Annotated in this window: 33 protein-coding genes; 28 read left to right on the forward strand and 5 right to left on the reverse strand. The window is 67.8% G+C overall.

The genetic code is table 11. The annotated features are described in order from the left end of the window. Nucleotides 1–8: 8 nt before the first annotated feature. Nucleotides 9–1,016: a porphobilinogen synthase gene (gene hemB / locus QM772_RS12645; protein WP_415136986.1), complete on the reverse strand. Its 1,008-nt coding sequence runs from the start codon at nucleotides 1,014–1,016 to the stop codon at nucleotides 9–11. Between the two features lie 247 nt (nucleotides 1,017–1,263). On the opposite strand from hemB, the gene QM772_RS12650 reads away from it, so the two are divergent. The 21 genes from QM772_RS12650 (at nucleotide 1,264) to QM772_RS12750 (ending at nucleotide 15,829) form a co-directional block, all read left to right on the forward strand. Then, a complete protein-coding gene (locus QM772_RS12650; protein WP_415136988.1) occupies nucleotides 1,264–1,692 on the forward strand; it encodes a CopD family protein in 429 nt (142 codons plus the stop codon). Nucleotides 1,693–1,709: 17 nt separating this feature from the next. After that, nucleotides 1,710–2,822, forward strand: coding sequence for a VanZ family protein (locus tag QM772_RS12655; RefSeq protein WP_415136990.1), 1,113 nt, complete (start codon nucleotides 1,710–1,712; stop codon nucleotides 2,820–2,822). Continuing rightward, nucleotides 2,819–3,154, forward strand: coding sequence for a (2Fe-2S) ferredoxin domain-containing protein (locus tag QM772_RS12660; RefSeq protein ID WP_415136992.1), 336 nt, complete (start codon nucleotides 2,819–2,821; stop codon nucleotides 3,152–3,154). The genes QM772_RS12655 and QM772_RS12660 overlap by 4 nt, the downstream gene beginning before the upstream one ends. A gap of 80 nt (nucleotides 3,155–3,234) precedes the next feature. Then, nucleotides 3,235–3,870, forward strand: coding sequence for an alpha/beta hydrolase (locus QM772_RS12665; protein ID WP_415136994.1), 636 nt, complete (start codon nucleotides 3,235–3,237; stop codon nucleotides 3,868–3,870). Between the two features lie 12 nt (nucleotides 3,871–3,882). Continuing rightward, nucleotides 3,883–5,040: a D-alanyl-D-alanine carboxypeptidase family protein gene (locus QM772_RS12670; RefSeq protein ID WP_415136996.1), complete on the forward strand. Its 1,158-nt coding sequence runs from the start codon at nucleotides 3,883–3,885 to the stop codon at nucleotides 5,038–5,040. 150 nt (nucleotides 5,041–5,190) lie between these two features. After that, a complete protein-coding gene (rpsL, locus tag QM772_RS12675; protein ID WP_415136998.1) occupies nucleotides 5,191–5,568 on the forward strand; it encodes a 30S ribosomal protein S12 in 378 nt (125 codons plus the stop codon). Between the two features lie 168 nt (nucleotides 5,569–5,736). Next, the gene (rpsG, locus tag QM772_RS12680) at nucleotides 5,737–6,207 is read left to right on the forward strand and encodes a 30S ribosomal protein S7 (protein ID WP_415137001.1); all 471 of its coding nucleotides are present in this window, start codon (nucleotides 5,737–5,739) and stop codon (nucleotides 6,205–6,207) included. Between the two features lie 78 nt (nucleotides 6,208–6,285). Continuing rightward, on the forward strand, nucleotides 6,286–8,388 hold the full coding sequence (fusA, locus tag QM772_RS12685; RefSeq protein ID WP_415137003.1) for an elongation factor G: 2,103 nt from the start codon (nucleotides 6,286–6,288) through the stop codon (nucleotides 8,386–8,388). Nucleotides 8,389–8,615: 227 nt separating this feature from the next. After that, nucleotides 8,616–9,806, forward strand: a complete 1,191-nt coding sequence (tuf, locus tag QM772_RS12690; protein WP_415135621.1) for an elongation factor Tu — start codon at nucleotides 8,616–8,618, stop codon at nucleotides 9,804–9,806. Between the two features lie 15 nt (nucleotides 9,807–9,821). Beyond that, nucleotides 9,822–10,133 (forward strand): 30S ribosomal protein S10, encoded by a 312-nt coding sequence (gene rpsJ / locus QM772_RS12695; protein ID WP_415137005.1) that lies wholly within the window; start codon nucleotides 9,822–9,824, stop codon nucleotides 10,131–10,133. Between the two features lie 155 nt (nucleotides 10,134–10,288). After that, the gene (rplC, locus tag QM772_RS12700; RefSeq protein ID WP_415137007.1) at nucleotides 10,289–10,969 is read left to right on the forward strand and encodes a 50S ribosomal protein L3; all 681 of its coding nucleotides are present in this window, start codon (nucleotides 10,289–10,291) and stop codon (nucleotides 10,967–10,969) included. Nucleotides 10,970–10,972: 3 nt separating this feature from the next. Beyond that, complete coding sequence (gene rplD, locus QM772_RS12705) at nucleotides 10,973–11,593, forward strand: 50S ribosomal protein L4 (RefSeq protein ID WP_415137009.1); 621 nt, start codon at nucleotides 10,973–10,975, stop codon at nucleotides 11,591–11,593. Then, nucleotides 11,590–11,925 (forward strand): 50S ribosomal protein L23, encoded by a 336-nt coding sequence (rplW, locus tag QM772_RS12710; RefSeq protein ID WP_415137011.1) that lies wholly within the window; start codon nucleotides 11,590–11,592, stop codon nucleotides 11,923–11,925. Before rplD ends, rplW begins: the two co-directional genes overlap by 4 nt. 3 nt (nucleotides 11,926–11,928) lie before the next feature. Then, nucleotides 11,929–12,753: a 50S ribosomal protein L2 gene (gene rplB, locus QM772_RS12715; protein WP_415137013.1), complete on the forward strand. Its 825-nt coding sequence runs from the start codon at nucleotides 11,929–11,931 to the stop codon at nucleotides 12,751–12,753. A gap of 12 nt (nucleotides 12,754–12,765) precedes the next feature. After that, nucleotides 12,766–13,041, forward strand: a complete 276-nt coding sequence (gene rpsS / locus QM772_RS12720) for a 30S ribosomal protein S19 (protein ID WP_415137015.1) — start codon at nucleotides 12,766–12,768, stop codon at nucleotides 13,039–13,041. 12 nt (nucleotides 13,042–13,053) lie between these two features. Beyond that, complete coding sequence (gene rplV / locus QM772_RS12725; protein ID WP_415137017.1) at nucleotides 13,054–13,383, forward strand: 50S ribosomal protein L22; 330 nt, start codon at nucleotides 13,054–13,056, stop codon at nucleotides 13,381–13,383. Between the two features lie 22 nt (nucleotides 13,384–13,405). Beyond that, the gene (gene rpsC, locus QM772_RS12730) at nucleotides 13,406–14,305 is read left to right on the forward strand and encodes a 30S ribosomal protein S3 (protein ID WP_415137019.1); all 900 of its coding nucleotides are present in this window, start codon (nucleotides 13,406–13,408) and stop codon (nucleotides 14,303–14,305) included. 3 nt (nucleotides 14,306–14,308) lie between these two features. Continuing rightward, a complete protein-coding gene (gene rplP, locus QM772_RS12735; protein ID WP_208008996.1) occupies nucleotides 14,309–14,725 on the forward strand; it encodes a 50S ribosomal protein L16 in 417 nt (138 codons plus the stop codon). Between the two features lie 16 nt (nucleotides 14,726–14,741). Next, nucleotides 14,742–14,945: a 50S ribosomal protein L29 gene (gene rpmC / locus QM772_RS12740; RefSeq protein ID WP_415137022.1), complete on the forward strand. Its 204-nt coding sequence runs from the start codon at nucleotides 14,742–14,744 to the stop codon at nucleotides 14,943–14,945. Nucleotides 14,946–14,947: 2 nt separating this feature from the next. Continuing rightward, the gene (gene rpsQ / locus QM772_RS12745) at nucleotides 14,948–15,217 is read left to right on the forward strand and encodes a 30S ribosomal protein S17 (protein ID WP_415137024.1); all 270 of its coding nucleotides are present in this window, start codon (nucleotides 14,948–14,950) and stop codon (nucleotides 15,215–15,217) included. Between the two features lie 105 nt (nucleotides 15,218–15,322). Next, nucleotides 15,323–15,829: a peroxiredoxin gene (locus QM772_RS12750; RefSeq protein WP_415137025.1), complete on the forward strand. Its 507-nt coding sequence runs from the start codon at nucleotides 15,323–15,325 to the stop codon at nucleotides 15,827–15,829. Nucleotides 15,830–15,889: 60 nt separating this feature from the next. Here QM772_RS12750 and QM772_RS12755 read toward each other — a convergent pair whose 3' ends face one another. Both QM772_RS12755 and QM772_RS12760 read right to left on the reverse strand, forming a co-directional pair. After that, entirely contained in the window at nucleotides 15,890–16,369 is a 480-nt protein-coding gene (locus QM772_RS12755) for a GNAT family N-acetyltransferase (RefSeq protein ID WP_415139586.1), read from the reverse strand. Between the two features lie 23 nt (nucleotides 16,370–16,392). Then, entirely contained in the window at nucleotides 16,393–17,073 is a 681-nt protein-coding gene (locus QM772_RS12760) for a cytochrome b/b6 domain-containing protein (protein ID WP_415137027.1), read from the reverse strand. Nucleotides 17,074–17,185: 112 nt separating this feature from the next. Between QM772_RS12760 and QM772_RS12765 the strand changes: the two genes are divergently transcribed. After that, on the forward strand, nucleotides 17,186–17,641 hold the full coding sequence (locus QM772_RS12765; RefSeq protein WP_415137029.1) for a c-type cytochrome: 456 nt from the start codon (nucleotides 17,186–17,188) through the stop codon (nucleotides 17,639–17,641). Nucleotides 17,642–17,691: 50 nt separating this feature from the next. Here QM772_RS12765 and QM772_RS12770 read toward each other — a convergent pair whose 3' ends face one another. Next, on the reverse strand, nucleotides 17,692–18,462 hold the full coding sequence (locus QM772_RS12770) for a Crp/Fnr family transcriptional regulator (protein WP_415137031.1): 771 nt from the start codon (nucleotides 18,460–18,462) through the stop codon (nucleotides 17,692–17,694). Between the two features lie 154 nt (nucleotides 18,463–18,616). Here QM772_RS12770 and QM772_RS12775 point away from each other — a divergent pair, with 154 nt between their 5' ends. The 6 genes from QM772_RS12775 (at nucleotide 18,617) to QM772_RS12800 (ending at nucleotide 25,144) form a co-directional block, all read left to right on the forward strand. Next, nucleotides 18,617–19,591, forward strand: a complete 975-nt coding sequence (locus QM772_RS12775) for a Bug family tripartite tricarboxylate transporter substrate binding protein (RefSeq protein WP_415137033.1) — start codon at nucleotides 18,617–18,619, stop codon at nucleotides 19,589–19,591. 11 nt (nucleotides 19,592–19,602) lie between these two features. Further along, nucleotides 19,603–19,734 (forward strand): hypothetical protein, encoded by a 132-nt coding sequence (locus tag QM772_RS12780; protein ID WP_415137035.1) that lies wholly within the window; start codon nucleotides 19,603–19,605, stop codon nucleotides 19,732–19,734. 176 nt (nucleotides 19,735–19,910) lie between these two features. Next, the gene (locus QM772_RS12785) at nucleotides 19,911–20,903 is read left to right on the forward strand and encodes a Bug family tripartite tricarboxylate transporter substrate binding protein (protein ID WP_415137037.1); all 993 of its coding nucleotides are present in this window, start codon (nucleotides 19,911–19,913) and stop codon (nucleotides 20,901–20,903) included. Between the two features lie 58 nt (nucleotides 20,904–20,961). Continuing rightward, entirely contained in the window at nucleotides 20,962–22,392 is a 1,431-nt protein-coding gene (locus tag QM772_RS12790) for a DUF1254 domain-containing protein (RefSeq protein WP_415137039.1), read from the forward strand. Nucleotides 22,393–22,411: 19 nt separating this feature from the next. Continuing rightward, complete coding sequence (locus QM772_RS12795) at nucleotides 22,412–23,776, forward strand: DUF1254 domain-containing protein (RefSeq protein WP_415137041.1); 1,365 nt, start codon at nucleotides 22,412–22,414, stop codon at nucleotides 23,774–23,776. A 15-nt stretch (nucleotides 23,777–23,791) separates the two neighbouring features. Then, nucleotides 23,792–25,144 carry a DUF1254 domain-containing protein gene (locus QM772_RS12800; RefSeq protein ID WP_415137043.1) on the forward strand — a complete coding sequence of 451 codons (1,353 nt, stop codon included), beginning with the start codon at nucleotides 23,792–23,794 and terminating at the stop codon, nucleotides 25,142–25,144. Between the two features lie 16 nt (nucleotides 25,145–25,160). Here QM772_RS12800 and QM772_RS12805 read toward each other — a convergent pair whose 3' ends face one another. Continuing rightward, entirely contained in the window at nucleotides 25,161–25,649 is a 489-nt protein-coding gene (locus QM772_RS12805; RefSeq protein ID WP_415137045.1) for a TlpA disulfide reductase family protein, read from the reverse strand. Between the last annotated feature and the right edge of the window lie 177 nt (nucleotides 25,650–25,826).

A 25,826-nucleotide genomic window follows, 5' to 3' on the forward strand; every position in this document is an offset into this window, starting at 1 on the left:
GCCGGCAGCTATTTATTCAGGAGCATTCGGGCGGCGTCGCGGGCGAAGTAGGTCAGCACGCCGTCGGCGCCGGCGCGCTTGAAGGCGAGCAGGCTCTCCATCATCACCAGGTCGTGGTCGAGCCAGCCGTTCTGCGCCGCGGCCTTGAGCATGGCGTATTCGCCGCTGACCTGGTAGGCGAAGGTGGGCATGCGGAACTCGTCCTTCACCCGGCGCACGATGTCCAGGTAAGGCATGCCGGGCTTGACCATCACCATGTCGGCGCCTTCGGCGATGTCCATGGCCACTTCGCGCAGCGCCTCGTCGCTATTGGATGGGTCCATTTGGTAAACTTTTTTATTGCTTTTTCCGAGGTGGGCCGCCGAGCCCACGGCGTCTCGGAACGGACCGTAGAAGGCGCTGGCGTACTTGGCCGAGTAGGCCATGATGCGCGTGTGGATGTGGCCCTTGGCTTCCAGCGCCTGGCGGATGGCGCCGATGCGGCCGTCCATCATGTCGCTGGGGGCGACGATGTCCACCCCGGCGGCCGCCTGCGTCAACGCCTGTTTGACGAGCTGGCCCACGGTCTCGTCGTTCAGGATGTAGCCCTTCTTGTCGAGCCAGCCGTCCTGGCCGTGGCTGGTGTAGGGGTCCAGCGCCACGTCGGTCATGATGCCCAGTTCGGGGAAGCGCTGCTTCAGCGCGCGCACCACGCGCGGGATCAGGCCCTTGGCGTTGGCGGCCTCGCCGCCCTTGTCGTCCTTCAGCCTGGCGTCGATCACGGGGAACAGCGCCATCACCGGGATGCTTAAGCGCACGCATTCCTCGGCCACCGGCAGCAGCAGGTCGAGCGACAGGCGATCGACGCCGGGCATCGAGGGCACGGCCTCGCGTTTGCCCTTGCCGTCCAGCACGAACACGGGGTAGATCAGGTCGCTCGGCGAGAGCGCGTGCTCGCGCACCAGGCGGCGCGTGAAGTCGTCGCGGCGCAGGCGGCGCGGGCGGTTGGCGGGGAAGGGGGCGAGGGGTGCGGCCATGCCGAAAATTGTGCCCGATCGGCGGGCCGCGCGCGGGCAGGCAGGGGGGCGCAAGCCGAAGCCCCGTCGATTGTGGCGATTAATTACTTTTGCTATATTCAATCCCGGATGGCTTGCCATCCCCCGCTTTTCCTCCCTGAGCGGGAGCCTTGATGTGTGACAGCAGACAGGCTTTTCAACCCCGGCCCCTGTGGCCGGGGTTTTTTCTTGGGGCCCTATCGAGTTGCCCCTGGCTACACTTGGTTGCATGCTCTGGGTCAAAGCTCTGCACATCGTCTTCGTCGCCAGTTGGTTCGCCGGGCTGTTCTACCTGCCGCGCATCTTCGTCAACCTGGCGATGGTGCCGCCGGGCTCGGAGGCCGAGCGCGCGCGGCTGCTGCTGATGGCGCGCAAGCTGTACCGCTTCATGGCGCCGCTGGCGCTGATCGCGCTGGCGCTCGGCCTGTGGCTGTGGCTGGGCTGGGGCATCGGCCGCGGGCCGGGCAATGGCTGGCTGCACGCCAAGCTGCTGGTGGTGCTGCTGCTGATCGCCTACCACGCCGCCTGCGGCCGGCTGCTGGCGCGCTTCGAGCGCGGCGCGGCCACGCGCGGCCACGTCTGGTTCCGCTGGTTCAACGAGGCGCCGGTGCTGCTGCTGCTGGCGGCGGTGATCCTGGTGGTGGTGAAGCCTTTCTAGGGCAGGAGGCGCGCAGGGTGCACAAGTCCGCCGCCCGTCCGCTCGCGCTGCTGTACGGCGCGCTGATCGTCTACGCCAGCCTGTTCCCGTTCACCGGCTGGCGCGACCAGGGCATCGCGCCCTGGGCCTACCTGTGGGCGCCGCTGCCGCAGTACTGGACGCGCTTCGACGTCGCCGGCAACCTGCTGGGCTACGCGCCGCTGGGCTTCCTGCTGACGCTGGCGCTGCCTGGCCCGGGGCGGCGCGGGCGGGCGGCGCTGCTGGCCGGCGTGGGGGCGGCGCTGCTGTCGTTCACGCTCGAATGCCTTCAGTCCTACCTGCCGCTGCGCGTGGCCTCCAACCTGGACCTGGCGCTGAACGCCGCCGGCGGCGCTTTCGGCGCGCTCGCCGCCTGGGTGCTGGAGCGGCTGGGCGCCATCGAGCGCTGGCGGCGCTTTCGGGCGCGCTGGTTCGTGGGCGATTCGCGCGGCGCGCTGGTGCTGCTGGCGCTGTGGCCGGTGGGGCTGCTGTTCCCGGCGCCGGTCGCCTTCGGCCTGGGGCAGGTGTACGAACGGCTGGAGGAGGGCCTGGCCGCGCTGCTGGAGGGCACGCCCTTCATCGAATGGCTGCCGCTGCGCGAGCTGGAGCTGGAGCCGCTGCTGCCCGGCGCCGAAATGCTGTGCGTGGCGCTCGGCGCGCTGGTGCCCTGCCTGCTGGGCTACACCGTGGTGCGGCACCGCGGCCGGCGGGTGCTGATGGCGGCGTCGGCGCTGCTGGTGGGCGTGCTGGCGTCGGCCCTGTCGGCGGGGCTGACCTATGGGCCGATCCATGCCTGGTCGTGGATCAGCCGGCCGGTGGAGCTGGGCCTGGTGGCCGCCGTGTTCGCCGCCGCGCTGCTGCTGGCGCTGCCGGCGCGGGTGTGCGTGGTGCTGCTGATGGCCGTGCTGGTGGCGCAGGTGGGGCTGTTGAACGCGGCGCCGCAGAACCCGTACTTCGCCATCACGCTGCAAAGCTGGGAGCAGGGGCGCTTCATCCATTTCAACGGCCTGGCGCAGTGGGTGGGCTGGCTGTGGCCCTATGCGGCCTTCGTGTACTTGGCCACGCGCATGGGGCGGCGGACGCTGGAGCCGCCGCCTAAAATCGCGCCATGACGGCAGCCTCGTACTACCAGCGCCACATCTTCTTTTGCCTGAACCAGCGCGACAGCGGCGAAGCCTCCTGCGGCGACCACGGCGCGCAGGCGGCGTTCGACCACTGCAAGAAGCGCGTCAAGGCCGAGGGGCTGGCCGGGCCAGGCCAGGTGCGCGTGAACAAGGCTGGCTGCCTGGACCGCTGCGCCGCCGGCCCGGTGGCGGTGGTCTATCCCGAGGCGGTCTGGTACACCTACGTGGACCTGGCCGACATCGACGAGATCGTCGAGTCGCACCTGAAGAACGGCGAGCCCGTCGAGCGCCTGCGCACACCGCCGCACCTGGGGCGCTGAGCGCGCGGACCGTTTACAAGCTTTTTCATGCTCCAGCGCGCGCCAGTCAAGCGCTGGCAGCTATAATTTAAGTAGCTGACATGAATGCCCAGACCCAACCGCTGACGCTGCAAGGCCCGGCCGGCGCCATCGAGGCGCTGCTCGACCTGCCCGACGGCGCCCCGCGCGGCACCGCCGTCATCGCCCACCCGCACCCGCAGTTCGGCGGCACCATGACCAACAAGGTGGTGCAGACCATCGCCCGCGCCTTCGTGCAGTGCGGCTGGCGCGCCGTGCGCTTCAACTTCCGCGGCGTCGGCGCCAGCGCCGGCGCCTACGACGAGGGGCGCGGCGAGACCGATGACCTGCTGGCTGTGATCGCCGGCCAGGCGCCGGGCGACGCGCCGCTGGCCATCGCCGGTTTCTCGTTCGGCGCCTTCGTCGCCACTCGGGCCATCGCCGCGCTGCATGGCCAGCGGCCCATCGCCGGCGCGGTGCTGGTGGGCACGGCGGCCTCGCGTTTCGCCGCCGCGCCGCTGCCGGCCGAGCTGCACCCGCACACCCTGGTGGTGCACGGCGAGCAGGACGACACCGTGCCGTTGGCCGCCGTCATGGACTGGGCACGGCCGCAGTCGCTGCCCGTCACCGTCGTGCCCGGCGGCGAGCATTTCTTTCACGGACAATTGCCGCTGCTCAAGAGCCTCGTCGTGCGCCATGTGCGCGGCGGCCTTTCCTGAAGTCTTTCCCCCATGAACCGTCTATTCAAATCGCTGGCCGCCTGCGTGCTGGCCGCCGCCGCCGTGCTGGCCCACGCCCAGGCCCCGCAGCCGCCCGAAATCGCCGCCAAGGCCTACCTGCTGGTGGACGTCACTTCCGGCCAGACCCTGGCCGCGCGCGACCCCGATGCGCCCGTCGAGCCCGCCTCGCTCACCAAGCTGATGACGCAGTACCTGGTGTTCGACGCCCTGCGCGCCAAGAAGATCAGCCTGGAGCAGACCCTGCCCGTATCCCCGCGCGCCTGGAAGATGCCCGGCTCGCGCATGTTCATCGACCCCAAGATGCAGGTGCCGGTGGACGACCTGCTCAAAGGCATGATCGTGCAGTCCGGCAACGACGCCACCGTGGCGCTGGCCGAGGGCGTGGGCGGCACGGTCGAGCACTTCGTGCAGCTCATGAACGACCAGGCCAAGGCCCTGGGCCTGAAGAACACCAGCTACAAGAACCCCGAGGGCCTGACCGAGCCCGGCCACACCACCACCGCGCGCGACCTCGCCACGCTTTCCACGCGGCTGATGAGCGACTTTCCCGAATACCTGCACTACTACAGCATCCGCAAGTACCGCTACCCCGGCACGCCGGCCAGCAACGACACCAACCGCAACCTGCTGTTGCAGCGCGACCCCACGGTGGACGGCCTCAAGACCGGCCATACCGCCGCCGCCGGCTACTGCCTGGTGGCTACCGCCAAGCGCGACTTTCCCAACCTGAAGGGGCGGCGCCTGCTGTCGGTGGTGCTGGGCGCGGCCAGCGAGTTGGCGCGTGCCAACGAATCGCAGAAGCTGCTGAACTGGGGCTTCACCGCCTACGAGGCCCTGAAGCTGTTCGACGCCAACCAGCCCGTCGCCACGCCCAAGGTGTGGAAGGGCCAGGCGAGCGAACTCAAGCTGGGCCGCGGCGAGCCGATCGTCGTGGCCGTGCCGGCCGGCGGCGCCAGCCAGATCAAGACCGAGATCGCCCGTCCCGAGCCGCTGGTCGCCCCCTTCAAGCAGGGCCAGGCGGTGGCCACGCTGAAGGTGAGGCTGGGCGAGCAGCAGCTGGCTGAAGTCCCGCTGGTGGCCCTGGAGCCGGTGGAGGAGGCGGGCTTTCTGGGCCGCGCCTGGGACGCCATGCGCCTGTGGATCAAGTGACGGCAGGCGCCGGCAATTGCGGATAACCCCGATCCGGGCTATACTTTAAGGCTTTCCCGCATTTGGGGCGGGAATTTCCGTGCGCGCGCACGGCGCCCGTCGAGGGTCGGCCGGCGCGCAAAGTCTTCCAGCGTTTAGGGACGTTTTTCAATGCCAACCATCAGTCAACTGGTGCGTCAGGGGCGGACGGTCGAGAAGATCAAGTCCAAGAGCCCCGCGATGCAGAACTCGCCGCAGCGCCGCGGCGTGTGCACCCGCGTCTATACCACGACGCCCAAGAAGCCGAACTCGGCGCTGCGCAAGGTCGCCAAGGTGCGCCTGACCAACGGCTTCGAGGTCATTTCCTACATCGGCGGCGAAGGCCACAACCTGCAGGAGCACAGCGTGGTGCTGGTGCGCGGCGGTCGTGTCAAGGACTTGCCTGGTGTGCGCTACCACATCGTGCGCGGCTCGCTGGACCTGCAAGGCGTGAAGGATCGCAAGCAGTCCCGCTCCAAGTACGGCGCCAAGCGCCCCAAGAAGGCCTGATCGGCCGGTTCGTTTTTTTGGTGCTCGGGCTGCCTTGGCGGGTGTCTCGAGCGTAGTGACCCGAAGCGCGGCATTCAGAGCCGTGTGGGTCGAGTAAGTGAGGGTCTCGAAATGGCTCTCGCGGTGCCCGGCAAGGGCGCCAACTGAAGCAAGGATAGAGGTTTAGAAATGCCACGTCGTCGCGAAGTCCCTAAGCGTGAAATCCTGCCGGATCCCAAATACGGCAATGTCGAGCTCTCCAAGTTCATGAACGTGATCATGGAAGGCGGCAAGAAGGCGGTTGCCGAGCGCATCATCTACGGCGCGCTCGAGCAGATGGAGAAAAAGAGCGGCAAGGATCCGCTCGAGCTGTTCACCGTCGCCATCAACAACGTCAAGCCGATGGTCGAGGTCAAGTCCCGTCGCGTCGGCGGCGCCAACTACCAGGTGCCGGTCGAAGTGCGTCCGGTGCGCCGCCTGGCGCTGTCGATGCGCTGGATCAAGGAAGCCGCCCGCAAGCGCGGCGAGAAGTCGATGGCGATGCGCCTGGCCAACGAGCTGCTGGAGGCCACCGAAGGCCGCGGCGGCGCCATGAAGCGCCGCGACGAGGTGCACCGCATGGCCGAGGCGAACAAGGCGTTCAGCCACTTCCGCTTCTAAGCGCAACCTCTCCCCGTTCCTCCCCTGGAATGCGGCCCGCCACGAGCGGGCCTCTCCGTTTCACGAAAGAGTTTCATCATGGCTCGCAAGACCCCCATCGAGCGCTATCGCAACATCGGCATCTCGGCGCACATCGACGCCGGCAAGACCACCACGACCGAGCGCATCCTGTTCTACACCGGCGTGAACCACAAGCTGGGCGAGGTGCACGACGGTGCGGCCACCACCGACTGGATGGAGCAGGAGCAGGAGCGCGGCATCACGATCACCTCCGCCGCGGTGACCTGCTTCTGGAAGGGCATGGACCTGTCCTACCCCGAGCACCGTTTCAACATCATCGACACCCCGGGCCACGTGGACTTCACCATCGAGGTGGAGCGCTCCATGCGCGTGCTCGACGGCGCCTGCATGGTGTACTGCGCCGTGGGCGGCGTGCAGCCGCAGTCCGAGACCGTCTGGCGCCAGGCCAACAAGTACAAGGTGCCCCGTCTGGCCTTCGTCAACAAGATGGACCGCACCGGCGCCAACTTCTTCAAGGTCTATGACCAGATGAAGGTGCGCCTGAAGGGTAACCCCGTGCCGGTGGTGATCCCGATCGGTGCCGAGGAGGGCTTCAAGGGCGTGGTCGACCTCATCAAGATGAAGGCCATCATCTGGGACGAAGCCTCCCAGGGCATGAAGTTCGACTACCAGGACATCCCGGCCGAGCTGGCCGCCGATGCCCAGAAGTGGCGCGAGAACATGGTCGAGGCGGCCGCCGAGTCCAGCGAAGAGCTGATGAACAAGTACCTGGAAGAGGGCGACCTCTCCGAGGAAGAGATCAAGCTCGGCCTGCGCACGCGCACCATCTCCACCGAGATCCAGCCCATGCTGTGCGGCACCGCGTTCAAGAACAAGGGTGTGCAGCGCATGCTGGACGCCGTGATCGACTTCCTGCCCTCGCCGGTGGACATCCCGCCCGTGGCCGGCACCGACGAGGACGAGCAAGCCATCAGCCGGCAGGCCGACGACGGCGAGAAATTCTCCGCCCTGGCGTTCAAGCTGATGACCGACCCGTTCGTCGGCCAGCTCACCTTCGTGCGCGTCTATTCCGGCGTGCTGAAGAAGGGCGACACGGTGCTGAACACCGTCAAGGGCAAGAAGGAGCGCATCGGCCGCATCGTGCAGATGATGGCCAACGAGCGCATCGAGATCGAAGAGATCGTCGCCGGCGACATCGCCGCCTGCGTCGGCCTGAAGGACGTGACCACCGGCGAAACGCTGAGCGACCCGAACGCCGCCATCGTGCTGGAGCGCATGGTGTTCCCCGAGCCCGTGATCTCGCAGGCCGTGGAGCCCAAGTCCAAGGCCGATCAGGAAAAGATGGGCATCGCCCTCTCGCGCCTGGCCTCCGAGGATCCGTCGTTCCGCGTGCGCACCGACGAAGAATCGGGCCAGACCATCATCTCCGGCATGGGCGAGCTGCACCTGGAGATCATCGTCGATCGCATGAAGCGCGAGTTCGGCGTCGAGGCCAACGTCGGCAAGCCGCAGGTGGCCTACCGCGAGACCGTGCGCAAGACCGTCGCCGACGTCGAAGGCAAGTTCGTGCGCCAGTCGGGCGGCAAGGGCCAGTACGGCCACGTCGTCTTCACGCTGGAGCCGCAGGAGGCCGGCAAGGGCTTCGAGTTCGTCGATGAGATCAAGGGCGGCGTGGTGCCGCGCGAATACATCCCCGCCGTGGAAAAGGGCGTGGTCGAGGCGCTGACCAGCGGCGTGCTGGCCGGCTACCCGGTGGTGGACGTCAAGGTGCGGCTGACCTTCGGTTCGTACCACGACGTGGACTCGTCCGAGCAGGCGTTCAAGATGGCCGCCATCTTCGGCTTCAAGGAAGCCGCCAAGCGGGCCAGCCCCGTCATCCTCGAGCCCATGATGGCCGTGGAAGTCGAGACGCCCGAGGACTATGCCGGCAACGTGATGGGCGATCTGTCCAGCCGTCGCGGCATGGTGCAGGGCATGGACGACATGGCTGGCGGCGGCAAGGTCATCAAGGCCGAGGTGCCGCTGTCCGAGATGTTCGGCTACTCCACCACGCTGCGCTCGGCCACCCAAGGCCGCGCCACCTACACGATGGAGTTCAAGCACTACGCGGAAGCGCCGAAGAACGTGGCGGAAGCCATCGTGGCGGCGCGGGCTAAATAATGACCAGGTGCCGGACCAAATTTGCGCAGCAAATTTGCTCGGGCACCTCTGTTCAGAATGAAAATGGCCTCCAGCGCTTGCCTGGCAAGCGCTGGCAGCTATTGAAAAGTTAGCAAACGGTCTGCGACCCAGAGCCCGCGCCGTGCCCGTGCAGCGCGATTCCGGCATCCGGGTGCAGACCTCAAAACCAGCACACGGGCATTCGTTCTTTACCGGAGTTTTTTGAAATGGCAAAAGAGAAATTCGAGCGTACCAAGCCGCACGTGAACGTGGGCACGATTGGCCACGTCGATCATGGCAAGACCACGCTGACGGCGGCCATCACCACCGTGCTGAGCAAGAAGTTCGGCGGTCAGGCCAAGGCGTACGACCAGATCGACGCGGCGCCCGAGGAGAAGGCGCGCGGCATCACCATCAACACCGCCCACGTGGAATACGAAACGGCCAACCGCCACTACGCCCACGTCGACTGCCCCGGCCACGCCGACTACGTCAAGAACATGATCACCGGCGCCGCCCAGATGGACGGCGCCATCCTGGTGTGCTCCGCCGCCGACGGCCCCATGCCCCAGACCCGCGAGCACATCCTGCTGTCGCGCCAGGTCGGCGTGCCCTACATCATCGTCTTCCTCAACAAGGCCGACATGGTCGACGACGCCGAGCTGCTCGAACTCGTCGAGATGGAAGTGCGCGAGCTGCTCAGCAAGTACGAATTCCCCGGCGACGACACCCCCATCATCAAAGGCAGCGCCAAGCTGGCCCTCGAAGGTGACACTGGCGAGCTCGGCGAGCAGGCCATCATGAAACTGGCCGACGCCCTCGACAGCTACATCCCCACGCCCGAGCGCGCGGTGGACGGCACCTTCCTGATGCCCGTCGAAGACGTCTTCTCCATCTCCGGGCGCGGCACCGTCGTCACCGGCCGCATCGAGCGCGGCGTCGTCAAGGTTGGCGAGGAAATCGAGATCGTCGGCATCCGCCCCACCGCCAAGACCACCTGCACCGGCGTCGAGATGTTCCGCAAGCTGCTCGACCAGGGCCAGGCCGGCGACAACGTCGGCATCCTGCTGCGCGGCACCAAGCGCGAGGAAGTCGAGCGCGGCCAGGTCCTCTGTAAGCCCGGCAGCATCAAGCCGCACACCCACTTCACCGGCGAGGTGTACGTGCTCTCCAAGGACGAAGGCGGGCGCCACACGCCCTTCTTCAACAACTACCGCCCGCAGTTCTACTTCCGCACCACCGACGTCACCGGCAGCATCGAGCTGCCCAAGGACAAGGAGATGGTGATGCCTGGGGACAACGTGAGCATCACGGTGAAGCTGATCGCGCCCATCGCCATGGAAGAAGGCCTGCGCTTCGCCATCCGCGAAGGCGGGCGCACCGTGGGCGCGGGTGTGGTGGCCAAGATCATCGAGTAAGGATCGGGACACACCATGGCCAAGCAAAAGATCCGCATTCGCCTGAAGGCGTTCGATTACAAGCTGATCGACCAGTCCGCCGCCGAGATCGTCGATACCGCCAAGCGCACCGGCGCCGTGGTCAAGGGCCCCGTGCCGCTGCCCACGCGCATGAAGCGCTTCGACATCCTGCGCTCGCCGCACGTCAACAAGTCGAGCCGCGACCAGCTCGAGATCCGCACCCATCAGCGCCTGATGGACATCGTCGATCCGACCGACAAGACCGTGGACGCGCTGATGAAGCTCGACCTGCCGGCCGGCGTGGACGTGGAAATCAAGCTGCAATGACGCGGCGCCCCGGCCCCGCGCTTGCCGCAGGCGGCGCGGCCGGGCTATAATGCACGGCTTGCCTGAAATCCAGGCAAGCTATTTCAAACCCTCTTTCGCACACCAAACGTCCCGGCCAATTGCAGCGCGGGGCGGCGAAAGCCAAGGAGCAACAAATGAGTCAAAGCAATCGATTGGGGTTGCTGGGGCGCAAGGTGGGCATGATGCGTCTGTTCACCGATGACGGCGATGCAGTGCCCGTCACGGTGGTCGATGTGTCGAACAACCGCGTCACCCAGGTCAAGACCCAGGAGAACGACGGCTACGTGGCCCTGCAGGTCACGTTCGGCGCGCGCAAGGCCTCGCGCGTGACCAAGCCGCAGGCCGGCCACCTCGCCAAGGCGGGCGTCGAAGCCGGTGAAATCACCCAGGAATTCCGTGTCGAAGGCGACGTGGCGGGCAAGTACGCCGCAGGCGCCACGCTGCCCGTGGCCGAGGTGTTCGCCGTCGGCCAGAAGGTGGACGTGCAGGGCACCTCCATCGGCAAGGGCTACGCCGGCACCATCAAGCGCCACAACTTCAGCTCGCAGCGCGCGTCGCACGGCAACAGCCGTTCGCACAACGTGCCGGGCTCGATCGGCATGGCGCAGGATCCGGGCCGCATCTTCCCGGGCAAGAAGATGACCGGCCACATGGGCGACGAAACCGTCACCACCCAGAACCTGGACGTCATCCGCATCGACGAGGCGCGCCAGCTGCTGCTGATCAAGGGCGCCGTGCCCGGTTCGCGCGGCGGCTTCGTCACCGTGCGCCCGGCCGTCAAGGCCAAGGCGTCCGCCAGCAAAGAGGGAGCGTAAGACATGCAGCTCGAACTCTTGAACGAGCAGGGCCAGGCCGCGTCCAAGGTGGACGCGCCCGAGACCCTGTTCGGCCGTGACTACAACGAAGCGCTGGTGCACCAGCTGGTGGTGGCCTACCAGGCCAACGCGCGCCAGGGCACCCGTGCCCAGAAGGACCGCGCCCAGGTCAAGCACAGCACCAAGAAGCCGTTCCGCCAGAAGGGCACGGGCAACGCCCGCGCCGGCATGACCTCCTCGCCGCTGTGGCGCGGGGGCGGCCGCATCTTCCCGAACATGCCGAACGAGAACTTCGCGCAGAAGGTCAACAAGAAGATGTACCGCGCCGGCATGGCGTCCATCCTCTCGCAGCTGGTGCGCGAAGGCCGCCTGTCGGTGGTCGAGTCGATCAAGGTCGATTCGCCCAAGACCAAGCAGCTGGCGCAGAAGTTCAAGGACATGAAGCTCGACTCCGTGCTGGTGATCGCCGACGAGGTCGATGAGAACCTGTACCTGGCGTCGCGCAACCTTGGCCACGTGCTGGTCATCGAGCCGCGCTACGCCGACCCGGTGTCGCTGGTGCACTACAAGAAGGTGCTGGTCACCAAGGGCGCCATCGACAAGCTCAAGGAGATGTTCGCATGAGCCGCATCAACCCGACGCCCAAAGAGCGCCAGTTCGACGAAGGCCGCCTGATGGCGGTGCTGATCGCGCCGGTCGTCTCCGAGAAGGCCACCATGGTGGCCGAGAAGTCCAATGCCGTCACCTTCAAGGTGCTGCCAGGCGCTACCAAGCCCGAGATCAAGGCCGCCGTCGAACTGCTGTTCAACGTGCAGGTCGAGGGCGTTTCCGTCGCCAACATCAAGGGCAAGACCAAGCGCTTCGGCCGCTCCATCGGCCGCCGCGACAACGTGCGCAAGGCGTACGTCGTGCTCAAGGAAGGCCAAGAGCTGAACCTGTCCGGGGAGGCTGCGTAAATCATGGCTGTGATCAAGATCAAACCGACCTCCGCCGGCCGCCGCGGCATGGTGAAGGTCTCGCGCGACCACCTGCACAAGGGCGAGGGCTACGCGCCCCTGCTGGAGCCGCAGTTCCAGAAGGCCGGCCGCAACAACAACGGCCGCATCACCACGCGCCACAAGGGCGGTGGCCATCGCCACCACTACCGCGTGGTCGACTTCCGCCGCGACAAGGACGGCATCGCCGCCAAGGTCGAGCGCATCGAGTACGACCCGAACCGCTCGGCCCACATCGCGCTGGTGTGCTATGCCGACGGCGAGCGCCGCTACATCATCGCGCCGCGCGGCGTCGAGGTGGGCAGCCAGCTCATGAGCGGCGCCGAGGCGCCGATCCGCGCCGGCAACACGCTGCCGATCCGCAACATCCCGGTGGGCTCGACCATCCACTGCATCGAGCTGAAAGCCGGTGCCGGCGCCCAGATCGCCCGCTCGGCCGGCACGTCCGCCACGCTGCTGGCGCGCGAGGGCGTGTACGCCCAGGTGCGCATGCGCTCGGGCGAGGTGCGCAGGATCCACATCGAATGCCGCGCCACCATCGGTGAAGTGGCCAACGAGGAGCACAGCCTGCGCCAGCTCGGCAAGGCCGGCGTCAAGCGCTGGATGGGCATCCGCCCGACCGTGCGCGGCGTGGCCATGAACCCGATCGACCACCCGCACGGCGGCGGCGAAGGCCGCACCGGCGAGGGCCGCGCGCCGGTCGATCCGTGGGGCAACCTGACCAAGGGCTACCGCACGCGCAACAACCGCCGCACGCAGGGCATGATCGTCTCGCGCCGCAAGAAATAAGGACCTCCGCAAATGACGCGTTCTCTGAAAAAGGGTCCGTTTGTGGACCACCACCTGCTCGCCAAGGTCGACAAGGCCGTGGCGGTCAAGGACAAGAAGCCCATCAAGACCTGGTCGCGCCGCTCCATGATCCTGCCCGAGTTCATCGGGCTGACGATCGCCGTGCACAACGGCAAGCAGCACGTGCCGGTCTACGTCACCGACCAGATGGTCGGCCACAAGCTTGGCGAGTTCGCCCTGACGCGCACCTTCAAGGGGCACGCGGCGGACAAGAAGGCCAAGAAGTAAAGGAAACAGACCATGGAAACACGTGCAGTCCTCCGTGGCGTTCGCCTGTCGGTCGACAAGGGCCGTCTGGTTGCCGACCTGATCCGCGGCAAAAAAGTGGATCAGGCGCTCAACACGCTCAGCTTCACGCAGAAGAAGGCCGCCGGCATCATCAAGAAGGTGCTGGAGTCGGCCATCGCCAACGCCGAGCACAACGACGGTGCCGACATCGACGAGCTTCGCGTCAAGACCATCTACGTCGAGCAGGGCATGACGCTCAAGCGCTCGGCCGCCCGCGCCAAGGGTCGCGGCGCCCGCCTGTCCAAGCCCACGTGCCATGTGTACGTGACGGTCGGCAACTGATAGGGAAGGCTTCGGAAAGACTATGGGACAGAAAATCCATCCGACCGGCTTTCGCCTCTCGGTCAGCCGCAACTGGGCCAGCCGCTGGTACGCGAGCAACCGCGACTTCGCCGGCATGCTGGCCGAGGACATCAAGGTGCGCGAGTACCTGAAGGCCAAGCTCAAGAACGCCGCCGTGTCGCGCGTGCTGATCGAGCGCCCCGCCAAGAACGCCCGCATCACCATCTACTCGGCGCGTCCGGGCGTGGTGATCGGCAAGAAGGGCGAGGACATCGAGAAGCTCAAGAAAGATCTGGCCGCCCAGTTGGGCGTGCCGGTGGCCGTCAACATCGAAGAGGTGCGCAAGCCCGAGGTCGATGCCCAGCTGATCGCCGACTCGATCACCCAGCAGCTCGAAAAGCGCATCATGTTCCGCCGCGCCATGAAGCGCGCCATGCAGAACGCCATGCGTCTGGGCGCGCAGGGCATCAAGATCATGTCCGCCGGCCGCCTGAACGGCATCGAGATCGCGCGCACCGAGTGGTACCGCGAAGGCCGCGTGCCGCTGCACACGCTGCGCGCCGACATCGACTACGGCACCTCCGAAGCCAAGACCACCTATGGTGTGATCGGCGTCAAGGTGTGGGTCTACAAGGGCGATACGCTGGGCCGCAACGACGCGCCCTCGCTGGACTCGACGCCTCGCCCCGAGGGCGAGGAGCGCCGTGGCCCGCGCGGCCCGCGCCGTGACGGCCGCGGTGGCCCCGGCGGCGACCGCGCCGGCCGTGGCGGCCCGCGCCGCCCCGCCGGCACCAACGCCGCGCCTGCCGATGGCAGCGACAAACCTGCGGAAGGCCAGGGGGCCGACGCCAAACCCGCCGTTAAGCGCGTCCGCAAAGTCGCCGCGCCCGCTGCAGCAGCGGACGGCGCTCAAGGAGAGTAAACCATGCTGCAACCTGCACGCAGAAAGTACCGCAAGGAGCAGAAGGGCCGCAACACCGGTATCGCCACCCGTGGCAACACCGTGGCCTTCGGCGACTTCGGCCTCAAGTCCACCGACCGCGGCCGCCTGACGGCGCGCCAGATCGAATCCGCTCGCCGCGCGATCTCGCGCCATGTCAAGCGCGGCGGCCGCATCTGGATCCGCGTGTTCCCGGACAAGCCCATTTCCACCAAGCCCGCCGAAGTGCGCATGGGCAACGGCAAGGGCAATCCCGAGTACTACGTGGCCGAGATCCAGCCAGGCAAGGTGCTGTACGAAATCGTCGGCGTGCCCGAGGAGCTGGCGCGCGAGGCGTTCGCCCTGGCTGCCGCCAAGCTGCCGCTGCGCACGACCTTCGTCGCCCGCATGATCGGCCAGTAATCAGGAGAACAGCCAGATGAAAACCGCAGAACTGCGCCAGAAAGACGTCGCCGGCCTGCAGGCCGAGGTGAAGGCGCTGCAAAAGGCCCACTTCAACCTGCGCATGCAGAAGGCCACCCAGCAGCTGAGCAACACCGGCCAGCTGAAGTCCACGCGCCGAGCCATCGCGCGCGCCAAGACGCTGATCGCCGAGAAGCAAGCCGCGGCAAGCAAGGAGTGACCATGACGGAAGCCAAACCATCCCTCAAGCGCACCCTGGTCGGCAAGGTCGTCAGCGACAAGCGCGCCAAGACCGTGACGGTGCTGATCGAGCGCCGCGTCAAGCACCCGATCTACGACAAGATCGTGATGCGCTCGTCCAAGTACCACGCGCACGACGAGAACGGCGAGTACAAGCTGGGTGACGTGATCGAGATCACCGAGAGCCGCCCGCTGTCCAAGACGAAGAACTGGGTGGCCACCCGCCTGGTCCAGAAGGCCGCCGCCGTCTGACCGCCAAGGCCCCGGCCGGCGCACGCCCTTGTCGGCCCGCCCCGGCGCCTGGCTCCGAAACAGCCCACAATGCGTGGGCTGTTTTCATTTTCAGGAGCCCCAAGCATGATCAAAGTCGGAGACGCGCTGCCCGCCGTCACCCTGTCCGAGTATTCCGAAGTCGAAGGCAACGGTTGCAGCCTGGGGCCCAACCCGGTCGATGTGGCCAAGGCTGCGGCCGGCAAGACCATCGCGCTGTTCGCCGTGCCGGGCGCCTTCACGCCCACCTGTTCGGCCAAGCACGTGCCGGGCTACCTGGAGCACGCCGACGCGATGAAAGCCGCAGGCGTCGATGAGATCTGGTGCTTGTCGGTGAACGACCCGTTCGTGATGGGCGCCTGGGCGCGCGAGCAGAAGACGGGCGGCAGGCTGCGCATGCTGGCCGACGGCGACGCCGCCTTCGCCAGGGCCGCCGGCCTGACGCTCGACCTGACGGGCAAGGGTCTGGGCCTGCGCAGCACGCGCTATTCGATGCTGGTGAAGGACGGCAAGGTGGCGACGCTCAACGTCGAGGCGCCGGGCAAGTTCGAGGTCAGCGACGCGGCCACGCTGCTGGCGCAGGCCAAGGGCTGATTTGCTCCTAAAATAATAGTTACCAGCGCTTGCTGTATAAGCGTTGGAGGCCGATTTTAATCAGATCTTCAAGTCGACCTTCAGGTAGTGCGCGCCCGGCAGGGGGTTGTGGTAGTAGGGCGGGATTTCCTCGAAGCCCAGGTCTTCGTACAGCGCGCGCGCCGATTCCATGTCGTCCAGCGTGTCGAGCAGTACCGAGGCGTAGCCCATGCGCAGGCCGGCGTCCAGCACCGCCTCGGCCAGTTGCCGGCCCAGGCCGAAACCGCGGAAGGCCTTGCGCACGTACAGGCGCTTCATCTCGGCGGCGTTGGTGTAGTCCACGTCGTCGATCGGCCGCAGCGCGCAGCAGCCGGCCAATTCGCCGTCCACCAGCGCCAGCAGCAGGGTGCCGCGCGGCTCGGCATAGTCGCCGGGCAGGCCGGCCAGCTCGGCCTCGAAATCCTGGAAGCACAGATCCACGCCCAACTGATCGGCGTACTCGCGGAACAGCGCGCGGGCAGCGTCGATCTGCTCGGGCGCGCTGGCGACGGCCAGCTCGATGGGCGGTCGGGTGTCCACGGTGCTCAAAAACCGCTCAACGACGCAGAGGCGCCCCACCGCACCACGCCATAGACCACACCGGCGGCCACGGCCAGCAGCACGAGGGCCAGCAGGCGCGCGCCCGGCGTGTCGCGCGCGGGCGGCACGGGCTCGGCCAGCAGCTTGTCGCCCGTCACCATCGGTTTGACGAGGTTCTGGCGGCGCACCAGGTACCAGGCGATGGCCAGCACGTGCAGAACCACCAGCCCGATCACCAGGTACTGGCCCCAGGACTTGTGCCAGCGGGTGGCCAGGCTGACCACTTCGCCCGAGACCAGCGGCGTCAGCGGCCCGGCGAATGCGATTTCGTCGTCGGCCATCAGGCCCGTGGCCACTTGCAGGCCCAGCACCGCCAGCATGGCCAGCACCGACAGCGCGCCCAGCGGGTTGTGACCGGCGGTGTCGGCGGCGCGGGTGCGGCCGCGCAGATAGCGCGCCAGCCGGCCCGGCGTCGGCACGAAGCTGGCGAAGCGCGACCAGTGCCCGCCCACCAGGCCCCACAGCAGGCGGAACACCAGCAGGCCGAACACGGCGTAGCCCAGGCGCAGGTGCCAGTTCATCGCCTCGCCGCCGAGCTTGGCGGTCACGACCAGGGCGATGACGCAGGCGGCCAGCAGCCAGTGGAACAGGCGGGTGGGCAGATCCCAGATGCGGACGAGTTGCATGGCGTCACAAGGCGTCGGATGCGGCGGCGTCGAAACCGATATGCTCGGTGCGTGCCGAGGGCACAGTGTAGACCGCTTGGTTTCCGTTCTTCACCCACAGGAGTCTCCCACGATGAAAACCGCCCTTTCCCTGATGCTCGCCCTGTCGGCCGCGACCCTTGCCGTGCCGGCCGCCGCCCAGTTCGCCAAGGCCGAGGATGCCATCAAGTACCGCCAGAGCGCGCTCACCGTGCTGGGCAACCATTTCGGCCGCCTGGGCGCCATGGCCAATGGCCGCGCGCCGTTCGACGCCGCCGTGGCCGCCGCCGACGCGGACGTGGTGGCCGTCGCCGCCAGGCTGCCCTGGCACGCCTTCGGGCCTGGCACCGACACCGGCCGCGCCACCGCCGCGCGGCCCGAGATCTGGACGGAGCAGGACAAGTTCAAGGACCGCGCCGAGAAGATGCAGGCCGAGGTCGCCAAGCTGGTGCCGGCGGCCAAGAGCGGCAACCTCGACCAGCTCAAGGCCGCGTTCGGACCTGCGGCGCAGAGCTGCAAGGCCTGCCACGACGACTTCCGCAGGCGCTGAAGCCAGTCTAGCTATCCTATCGATAGCTGTTAGCGCCCGCCACGTAAGTGCTAGAGCTTGTTTTCCTTCTGATTCGGGGAGGACCAGGGGTCAATGTGGAGAGCGCCCTGCGCCATCTGTTCGAGCCCGGGCAGGTCGAGGATCGCCAGGCGGCCGTATTCGGCGTGCAGCAGGCCGCGTTGCTCCAGCAGCCGCAACTCCTTGTTGATGGTCTGCCGGGACACTGACAGCATCGCCGCCAGGTCGCTCTGCGACACCGGCACCGACACGCCGGCAGCGTCTCGCGCGGGCACGCCGTGCGAGTGCGCGATCTGCACCACGGTATCGGCGAGCTGGCGGCCCAGATGGCTGAGGGTGCCGCGCCGCCGCGCTACGATCTGCTGCTGCTGCCGTTGCAGCATCAGCAGGCAAACGTCTCTCCACAGCGCCGGGTGGGCGTCCAGCACGCCGCGCAGGGCGCCGCCGGGCACGTGCACCAGCACGGTGGGTTCGCGCGCATGGAAGTGGTAGACGAACCGGGTGTCCTCCAGCAGCCGTACCAGCCCGGTGATGTCGCCCGGACCGAACATCGCCAACAGAAAGCGCGCGCCCGACGCGTCTACGCTGTCCACCACCACGCAGCCGGAGGCCACCACCAGTACCTCGCGCCGCTGCGGGTCGTCCGCCAGGATCTGTTCGTGACGCTCGTAGCGCCCCAGTCGTGCGACCGCCGACAGCTCGTCGAGCACGCCGGCGGGCCAGGCGCGCATCATTCGGCACAGGCCGATCGAGCGCCGGATCAGGGCCTGGGTGTCGGTCGGAGGCTGAGGCCTGGAGGACATGGGTAAGTGGCCTGAGTGGGGCGCGGTAATGAGCGCCGAATACCGTGCTTTGTCAATGGATTGACAGATTTTCTGTGCCTTTGCTACACATAGTAGCGATCGGGCGCGGAAACCGGCAGAGGGGTTTCACGGCCCTCATACAGGAGACAAGCTCATGAACACTCAGCACTGGCTGGTCGCTTGCGGCGTGGCCTTTTCTGCCACCGCGGCCCCGGCACAGGATGCCTACCCCAGCAAGCCGATCCGCATCATCGTGCAGTACCAGGCCGGCGGCTCGGCCGACACCCTGGCGCGCCTGGTGGGGCAGGGCTTGTCCAAGCGGCTGGGCCAGCCGGTGGTGGTGGAGAACAAGAGCGGTGCCGGCGGCATCATCGGCACCGACTTCGTCGCCAAGAGCGCGCCCGACGGCTACACCCTGCTGCTGACGGTGCCCGGGCCCATCTCGGCCAACCTGGTGCTCTACAAGAAGCTGCCCTACGACCCGCGCACCGATCTGCGCATGATCTCCGACATCGCGAGCCAGCGCACCGTCTTCGTCGTGAACCCGGCCGTGCCGGCCAAGACGTTCAAGGAGCTGATCGAGGTCATCCGCAAGCAGCCCGGCAAGTACGCCATCGGTTCCTGGGGGCCCGGTACCCAGCCGCACCAGATGCAGGTGTTCATGGACAAAACCTACGGCACGCAGACGCTGCACGTGGCCTACAAGGGCGAGGCGCCGATGGTGTCGGACCTGCTCGCCGGCACGATCCAGATGACCTCGGGTTCGGCGGCCACGCTCAAGCCGCACATCGAGTCCGGCAAGGTGCGTCCGCTGGCCGTGCCGGCTCCCGCGCGCGCCAAGGCCCTGCCCGATGTGCCCACCTTCACCGAGCAAGGCTTCAAGGATCCTGTCTACGTCCTCACGGCGCCCACCTCCTTGATGGCGCCGGCCAAGACACCCAACGCCATCGTCGAGCGGCTGAGCAGGGAAGTGGCCCAGGTGATCAAGGAGCCCGAGGTGCAGCAGCGCATCCTGGACATGGGCGCCGAGCCCATCGGCAACACCCCCGCCGAGGCCACTGCCGCCTACAAGGCCTTCCTGCCCGTGGCCCTGGAACTCACCGCAGCCACCGGCGCTTCGCTGGACTGAGCGCTCCATCCATGAGCAAGCCCGCCCCGTCGCTGGCAGAGGCCCGCCGCGCCCTGGCCCGCTCCATCGGCTTGGCCGCCTTCGTCTACGGCTACCCGCGCGAGAACGTGTGGATCTGGCGCACCCCCGAGTTGCAGCCCTGACGCCATGTGCGCCCACGACGACGAGCCCTTCAACGAACAGGGGGCGAGCCACTTGTCGGGCAAGCTGTGCCGGGTCAGCGCGTACCTGATCGAACAAGGGCAAAGCCGTTTTGGCATCCGCTGAGTGGCTTCATCCGCGCGGCACCCGCTGCGCCTGATTTCCAAGGAGACACGCCATGACACGCGCATTCCAACCGTCGCCCCTGAAGGCCGCCATGGCCCTGGCCCTGCTGGCCGGCGCCATGGCAGCCCACGCCCAGGGCGCCGACAAGTACCCTGACAAGACGGTCACGATCGTCGTGCCCACGGCGCCTGCAGGCGGCACCGACACCATCGCACGCATGTTCGCCGACGCGCTCGGCAAGACCTTCAAGCAGACCTTCATCGTCGACAACCGCCCGGGCGCCAACGGCATCCTCGGCGTCGATTTCGCCGCCAAGGGGCCGCCCGACGGCGCGCGGGTGCTGTTCACCTACACCGCTTCGGTGGCGATCAATCCGGCGCTGTACAAAAAGCTGCCCTTCGACCCCGTCAAGGACCTGGCGCCGGTGGCCCAAGTTGGCCGCGCCGGCAACCTGATGCTGGTGCGCAAGGACCTGCCGGTGAATACGCTCAAGGAATTCGTCGCCTACGCCAAGGCCAACCCCGACAAGCTCAACTACTGCTCGTGGGGCAACGGCTCGGGCGGCCACCTGACCATGGAGAACCTGAAGAAGCAGGCCGGGCTGGTGATGACGCACGTGGCCTACAAGGGCAGCGTGCCCTGCGTGCAGGACCTGATGGGCGGCCAGGTGGATGCGGCCTTCGCCGACATCTCCAGCACCGTCGAAGTGGTCAAGGCCGGGCGAGTGAAGGCCATCGCCTACAGCGGCCCCGGCCGCCTGCCGATGCTGCCCGACGTGCCCACGCTCAACGAGAGCGGCTACCCCTTCGACAACTACACATGGTACGGCTTCTTCGTGCCCGCCAAGACCCCGCCGGCCATCGTGGACAAGCTGAACGCGGCCATCGTCGGCGCATTGAAGGATCCTGCCATCGTCAAGCGCCTGCACGAGATGAACTTCACCGACATCCCGCTGACCACGCCCCAGCAGTTCTCCGCCACCCTCGCCCAGGACCTGAAGGACTGGAGCGCCTTGGTCAAGTCGGTCGGCGTGACGCTGGACTGATGTAGGCAGCGCGCGAGATGAACTGTCTATCGATCCGATTTTTCAGGAGCAGCCTGCGGTGACCTCCCCTTCTTTTCCCTTCTGGCGCATGAGCCGGATGCTGGCGCCGGGGGCGCTGGCCGCGACCGTCGTTCCCAGCGGTGCCGCCGGCAACCCGCCGCTGACGGAAGGCGAGGCCTACGCCATCGGCGTGGAGGCCTACACCTACGCCTACCCCCTGGTGCTGATGGAAGTGTCGCGCCGGGTCACCACCAACGTGGCGCAACCCGACAGCGCCAAGCTCCGCGCGCCGGTGAACCAGTTCACGCACGGCGCCATCTTCCCCGACGCCAGCTTCAAGGACGTGGTGCGCCCCAACGCCGACACGCTTTATTCCTTCCTCTGGTACGACGTCGGCAGCGAGCCCCTGGTGATCTCGCTGCCCGACACCGGCGGCCGCTACTTCGTGGTGCCCTTCATGGACCAGTGGACCGACGTGTTCGCCACGCTGGGCACGCGCACCACCGGCCGCGCCACGGGCGACTGGGCGCTGGTCGGCCCGCGCTGGCAAGGCCAGCTGCCGGCCGGCGTGCGCCAGATCGTCAGCGCCACCGACAAGGGCTGGATCATCGGCCGCGTGCAGACCAACGGGCCGGACGACTACCCGCAAGTGCGCCAGTGGCAGAAGCAGCTGACGGCCGTGCCGCTCTCGGGCTGGGGCAAGCAGGGCTACACGCCGCCGGCCGGCCAGGTCGATCCGGCCATCGACATGCAGATGCCGCCGGTGGACCAGGTCGCGCGCCTGGCACCCGCGGACTTCTTCGCCCTGTTCGCCGAGGCCCTGAAGCGCAACCCGCCGCACGCCGCCGACTACGCGGTGCTGCTGCGCATGGAACGCCTGGGCCTGGTGGCCGGCCGGAGCTTCGAGCTGGCCAAGGCCGACCCGGCCGTGCAGCGCGCCCTGGCGCGCGCCGTGCCCGACGCGCTCAAGCACATCATCGAGCGCGGGCGCTACCGCTACGTGCGGCGCGAGGGCTGGAGCGTGGCGCATGCCAAGCAGGGCGTCTACGGCACCGACTACCTGTTCCGCGCCTTCATCGGCTACGCCGGCCTGGGCGCTCTGCCGCCCGAGGAAGCCATTTACGTCACCGCCATCACCGACAAGGAAGGCCAGCCCCTGACCGGTGCCGCGCGCTACGTGCTGCACCTCGACAAGCACCAGATCCCGCCGGTGGACGCCTTCTGGTCGCTCACCATGTACGGCGCCGACCAGTTCTTCGTCGACAACCCGATCAACCGCTACGCCATCGGCGACCGCGACCGGCTGGCCTACAACGCCGATGGCTCGCTGGACATCTACATCCAGCGCGAGTCGCCCGGCAAGGACAAGGAGTCCAACTGGCTGCCCGCCGCCGCCGGCCCGTTCAGCGCCACCATGCGCGTATACCTGCCGCATGCCGAGGCTGCCGACGGCCGTTGGACACTGCCCGGCCTGACCCGGCTCCCCTGAGCGCACGGCGCACGCACCCATGACCACACCCGTGCAAGCTGCCGCGGCAGCCCCCATCGGCGAGGCCGAGGCCTTCGAGATCGCCGAGGAGGCCTACACCTACGCCTACCCGCTGGTGCTGATGGAGCTGACGCGCCGCGTGGCCACCAACGTGGCGCGGCCCGACCACCCGAGCCAGCGCGCGCCCGTCAACCAGTTCGCCCACGGCGTGCGCGTCACCACCGCGCGGCACCGCGACGTGGTGCGGCCGAACGCCGACACGCTGTTCTCGCTGCTCTGGTACGACGTCAGCCACGAGCCCCTGGTGGTGACCCTGCCCGATACGCAGGGCCGCTACTTCGTGTTCCCGCTGATGGACATGTGGACCGACGTCTACGCCTCGCTGGGCACGCGCACCACGGGCCCGGTGCCCGGCGAGTTTGCCATCGTCGCGCCCGGCTGGCAGGGCGAACTGCCCGCGGGCGTGCGCCGCATCGTCAGCCCGACGCCCGAGGGCTGGCTGGTGGGGCGGCTGCAGGCCAACGGCGAGGCGGACTTCCCGCGCGTGCAGGGCTTCCAGGCCACTTCCAGCGCGGTGCCGCTGTCGGCCTATAGCCGGCCCTACCAGCCGCCGGCCGGCCGCGTCGATCCGGGCGTGGACATGCGGACGCCGCCGGCCACGCAGATCGAGCAGCTGAGCCCGGCCGAATTCTTCGCCCTGTTCGCCGAACTGCTCAAGCGCCACCCGCCGCACGCGGCGGACTACGCCGTGCTGCTGCGCATGGAACGCCTCGGCCTGGTCGCCGGGCAGAGCTTCGAGCTGGCCCGCGCCGATCCCGTAGCCCGGCGCGCCCTCACGCGTGCCGTGAGCGAGGGCGTGCAGGGCATCCTCCAGCGCGGCAGGAACCTGCGCTTCACGCGCAACGGCTGGGGCCTCTTCGAAGGCAAGATGGGCATCTTCGGCTCCGACTACCTGCTGCGGGCCTTCGTCGCCTACCGGGGCCTGGCCGGACTGCCGCCCGAAGAAGCGCTCTATCCCTCCACCCTGGTCGATGCCGACGGCCGCCCGCTGGACGGCGCCAGGCACCGCTACGTGCTGCACTTCGAGAAGGGGCAGACGCCGCCGGCCAACGCCTTCTGGTCGCTCACCATGTACGGCGAGGACCAGTTCTTGGTGGACAACCCGATCGACCGCTACGCCATCGGCGACCGCGACAAGCTCAGCTTCAACGCCGACGGTTCGCTGGACCTCTACATCCAGCATGAATCCCCCGGCCAGGACAAGGAAGCCAATTGGCTGCCCGCGCCCGCCGGCCTCTTCAGCATGAATCTGCGCCTGTACCTGCCCCGGCCCGAGGCCACCGACCGCCGCTGGTGGCCGGAAGCGGTGAGGCGGGTGGACTAACGCCTGAGAACTTTCATGACCGCATCGCCCACCCTCACTGAAGACGAAGCCTACGAGGTCGGCGTCGAGGCCTACACCTACGCCTACCCGCTGGTGCTGATGGAGATGACCAACCGCGTGACCACCAACGTGGCGCGGCCCGACAGCGCCAGCTTGCGCGCGCCCTACAACCAGCTCGTGCACGCCACGGCCTTTCCCGACGCCGATTTCAAGGACGTGGTGCGGGCCAACGCCGACACGCTCTACTCCATGGTGCGCTACGACGTCAGCCAGGAGCCGCTGATCGTGACCGTGCCCGACGCCGGCGGCCGCTACTTTTCGCTGACGCTGATGGACATGTGGACCGACGCCTACGCCTCGGTCGGCACCCGCACTACGGGCACCGCCACGGGCCATTTCGCCATCGCCGTGCCCGGCTGGCGGGGTGCGCTGCCGGCGGGGGTGCGCCGCATCGACAGCCCCACGCCGCACGGCTGGCTCACCGGCCGCATCCAGACCAACGGCGCGGCCGACTACGCCACCGTGCACCGGCTGCAATCGGGCATGCAGGCGGTGCCGTTGTCGGTCTTCGGCCAGGCATGGACACCGCCGGCCGGCCGCGTGGACCCGTCCATCGACATGGCGACGCCGCCGGTCGAGCAGGTGAAGCAGCTCGGCCCCGGCGCCTACTTCGCCCTGGCCGCCGAGCTGCTGGGCAAGCACCCGCCGCACGCCGCCGACTACGCGGTGCTGCTGCGCATGGAACGCCTGGGCCTGGTGCCGGGCCAGCGTTTCGACCTGGCCCGCGCCGATGCGGCCGTGCAGCGCGCGCTGGAGAGGGCCGCGCCGGACGCCTTCCAGTCCTTCGTCGGGCGCGGGCGTTCGCGCTACGTCCCGCGCAACGGCTGGAACATGGCCGTGGCCCGCATCGGCTCCTACGGCGAGGACTACCTGCTGCGCGCTTTCATCGCCTTCGCCGGCCTGGGCGCGCTGCCGCCGGAAGAAGCCATCTACCCCAGCGGCTTCATGGACGTGGAGGGCCGCCCGCTCGACGGCGCCGCGCACCGCTACGTGCTGCACTTCGGCAAGGACGAGATTCCGCCGGCCAAGGCGTTCTGGTCGCTGTCCATGTACGGCGCCGACCAGTTCTTCGCCGCCAACCCGATCGGTCGCTACGCCATCGGCGACCGCGACCCGCTGCGCTACAACGCGGACGGCTCGCTGGATCTCTACATCCAGCACGAATCGCCCGGCCAGGACAAAGAGGCCAACTGGCTGCCCGCGCCCGCGGGCCCTTTCAGCATGAACCTGCGCCTGTACCTGCCGCGCCCCGAGGTGACGGATGGGCGCTGGCTGCCGCCGGGGCTGGCGCGCCTGCCGCTGTCTTGAGCGGTGGCGCCCGCGCTCAGCCCTGGGCCAGCAGCTTCTCGATCAGCTTGTGCAGCTCGCCGAAGTCGGGCGCGCCGACGTACTTCTTGACGATCGCGCCCTGCTTGTTGAGCACGTAGGTGGTGGGCGTCAGCTTCACGTCGCCCCAGTCCCGGGCCAGCGCGCCGGTGTTGTCCAGCGCCACCTTGAAGGGCAGCCTGCGCGTCTCGGCGAAGTTAACGACGTAGCTGGGCGGGTCGTACTGCATCGCCACGGCGAGGGTCTCGTAGCCCCGGCCCTTGAACTTGTCGTAGGTGGCGACGATATCGGGCATCTCGGCCACGCAGGTGGTGCAGCTGGTGGCCCAGAAGTTGACCAGGGTGACCTTGCCGCGCAGCGCCTGCGTGGTCTGGGTGCTGCCGTCGAGCAGGACGAACTTCGATTCGGGCGCGGTGCTTTGCGCGCAGGCTGTCAGCAGGCCGGCCGCCAGCACCAGGGCGGCGGCGCGCAGGGGAGTACGGTTCATCATGGTCATGGACAGAGCGATTGTCCCGCAGCTTGGTTCCGCGCGCCAGTTGAACCAGGTCAAGCCGTGGGCCGATCGCGGGCCGCGCTGAAGTTTATGAGCCAAATCGGCCTCCATCGCCCGTCCATCAAGCGCCAGCAGCTATTTAATTCATAGTATTCGGCCGAATCGCACCCT

Origin of the sequence: Ottowia sp. (assembly GCF_047601385.1) — a bacterium.
GTDB lineage: Bacteria > Pseudomonadota > Gammaproteobacteria > Burkholderiales > Burkholderiaceae_C > Ottowia.

What these genes read in the sequence shown, in the direction of transcription:
- rplW (WP_415137011.1), top strand. Translation starts at nt 11,590, where the DNA reads ATGAGCCGCATCAACCCGACGCCCAAAGAGCGCCAGTTCGACGAAGGC.
- rplP (WP_208008996.1), top strand. Translation starts at nt 14,309, where the DNA reads ATGCTGCAACCTGCACGCAGAAAGTACCGCAAGGAGCAGAAGGGCCGC.
- rplC (WP_415137007.1), top strand. Translation starts at nt 10,289, where the DNA reads ATGAGTCAAAGCAATCGATTGGGGTTGCTGGGGCGCAAGGTGGGCATG.
- QM772_RS12765 (WP_415137029.1), top strand. Translation starts at nt 17,186, where the DNA reads ATGAAAACCGCCCTTTCCCTGATGCTCGCCCTGTCGGCCGCGACCCTT.
- QM772_RS12660 (WP_415136992.1), top strand. Translation starts at nt 2,819, where the DNA reads ATGACGGCAGCCTCGTACTACCAGCGCCACATCTTCTTTTGCCTGAAC.
- rpsG (WP_415137001.1), top strand. Translation starts at nt 5,737, where the DNA reads ATGCCACGTCGTCGCGAAGTCCCTAAGCGTGAAATCCTGCCGGATCCC.
- QM772_RS12805 (WP_415137045.1), bottom strand. Translation starts at nt 25,649, where the DNA reads ATGAACCGTACTCCCCTGCGCGCCGCCGCCCTGGTGCTGGCGGCCGGC.
- rpmC (WP_415137022.1), top strand. Translation starts at nt 14,742, where the DNA reads ATGAAAACCGCAGAACTGCGCCAGAAAGACGTCGCCGGCCTGCAGGCC.
- rpsJ (WP_415137005.1), top strand. Translation starts at nt 9,822, where the DNA reads ATGGCCAAGCAAAAGATCCGCATTCGCCTGAAGGCGTTCGATTACAAG.
- tuf (WP_415135621.1), top strand. Translation starts at nt 8,616, where the DNA reads ATGGCAAAAGAGAAATTCGAGCGTACCAAGCCGCACGTGAACGTGGGC.
- QM772_RS12665 (WP_415136994.1), top strand. Translation starts at nt 3,235, where the DNA reads ATGAATGCCCAGACCCAACCGCTGACGCTGCAAGGCCCGGCCGGCGCC.
- hemB (WP_415136986.1), bottom strand. Translation starts at nt 1,016, where the DNA reads ATGGCCGCACCCCTCGCCCCCTTCCCCGCCAACCGCCCGCGCCGCCTG.
- rpsQ (WP_415137024.1), top strand. Translation starts at nt 14,948, where the DNA reads ATGACGGAAGCCAAACCATCCCTCAAGCGCACCCTGGTCGGCAAGGTC.
- rplV (WP_415137017.1), top strand. Translation starts at nt 13,054, where the DNA reads ATGGAAACACGTGCAGTCCTCCGTGGCGTTCGCCTGTCGGTCGACAAG.
- QM772_RS12670 (WP_415136996.1), top strand. Translation starts at nt 3,883, where the DNA reads ATGAACCGTCTATTCAAATCGCTGGCCGCCTGCGTGCTGGCCGCCGCC.
- rpsC (WP_415137019.1), top strand. Translation starts at nt 13,406, where the DNA reads ATGGGACAGAAAATCCATCCGACCGGCTTTCGCCTCTCGGTCAGCCGC.
- rplB (WP_415137013.1), top strand. Translation starts at nt 11,929, where the DNA reads ATGGCTGTGATCAAGATCAAACCGACCTCCGCCGGCCGCCGCGGCATG.
- fusA (WP_415137003.1), top strand. Translation starts at nt 6,286, where the DNA reads ATGGCTCGCAAGACCCCCATCGAGCGCTATCGCAACATCGGCATCTCG.
- QM772_RS12800 (WP_415137043.1), top strand. Translation starts at nt 23,792, where the DNA reads ATGACCGCATCGCCCACCCTCACTGAAGACGAAGCCTACGAGGTCGGC.
- rpsS (WP_415137015.1), top strand. Translation starts at nt 12,766, where the DNA reads ATGACGCGTTCTCTGAAAAAGGGTCCGTTTGTGGACCACCACCTGCTC.
- QM772_RS12785 (WP_415137037.1), top strand. Translation starts at nt 19,911, where the DNA reads ATGACACGCGCATTCCAACCGTCGCCCCTGAAGGCCGCCATGGCCCTG.
- QM772_RS12795 (WP_415137041.1), top strand. Translation starts at nt 22,412, where the DNA reads ATGACCACACCCGTGCAAGCTGCCGCGGCAGCCCCCATCGGCGAGGCC.
- QM772_RS12775 (WP_415137033.1), top strand. Translation starts at nt 18,617, where the DNA reads ATGAACACTCAGCACTGGCTGGTCGCTTGCGGCGTGGCCTTTTCTGCC.
- QM772_RS12650 (WP_415136988.1), top strand. Translation starts at nt 1,264, where the DNA reads ATGCTCTGGGTCAAAGCTCTGCACATCGTCTTCGTCGCCAGTTGGTTC.
- QM772_RS12780 (WP_415137035.1), top strand. Translation starts at nt 19,603, where the DNA reads ATGAGCAAGCCCGCCCCGTCGCTGGCAGAGGCCCGCCGCGCCCTGGCC.
- rplD (WP_415137009.1), top strand. Translation starts at nt 10,973, where the DNA reads ATGCAGCTCGAACTCTTGAACGAGCAGGGCCAGGCCGCGTCCAAGGTG.
- QM772_RS12760 (WP_415137027.1), bottom strand. Translation starts at nt 17,073, where the DNA reads ATGCAACTCGTCCGCATCTGGGATCTGCCCACCCGCCTGTTCCACTGG.
- QM772_RS12750 (WP_415137025.1), top strand. Translation starts at nt 15,323, where the DNA reads ATGATCAAAGTCGGAGACGCGCTGCCCGCCGTCACCCTGTCCGAGTAT.
- rpsL (WP_415136998.1), top strand. Translation starts at nt 5,191, where the DNA reads ATGCCAACCATCAGTCAACTGGTGCGTCAGGGGCGGACGGTCGAGAAG.
- QM772_RS12770 (WP_415137031.1), bottom strand. Translation starts at nt 18,462, where the DNA reads ATGTCCTCCAGGCCTCAGCCTCCGACCGACACCCAGGCCCTGATCCGG.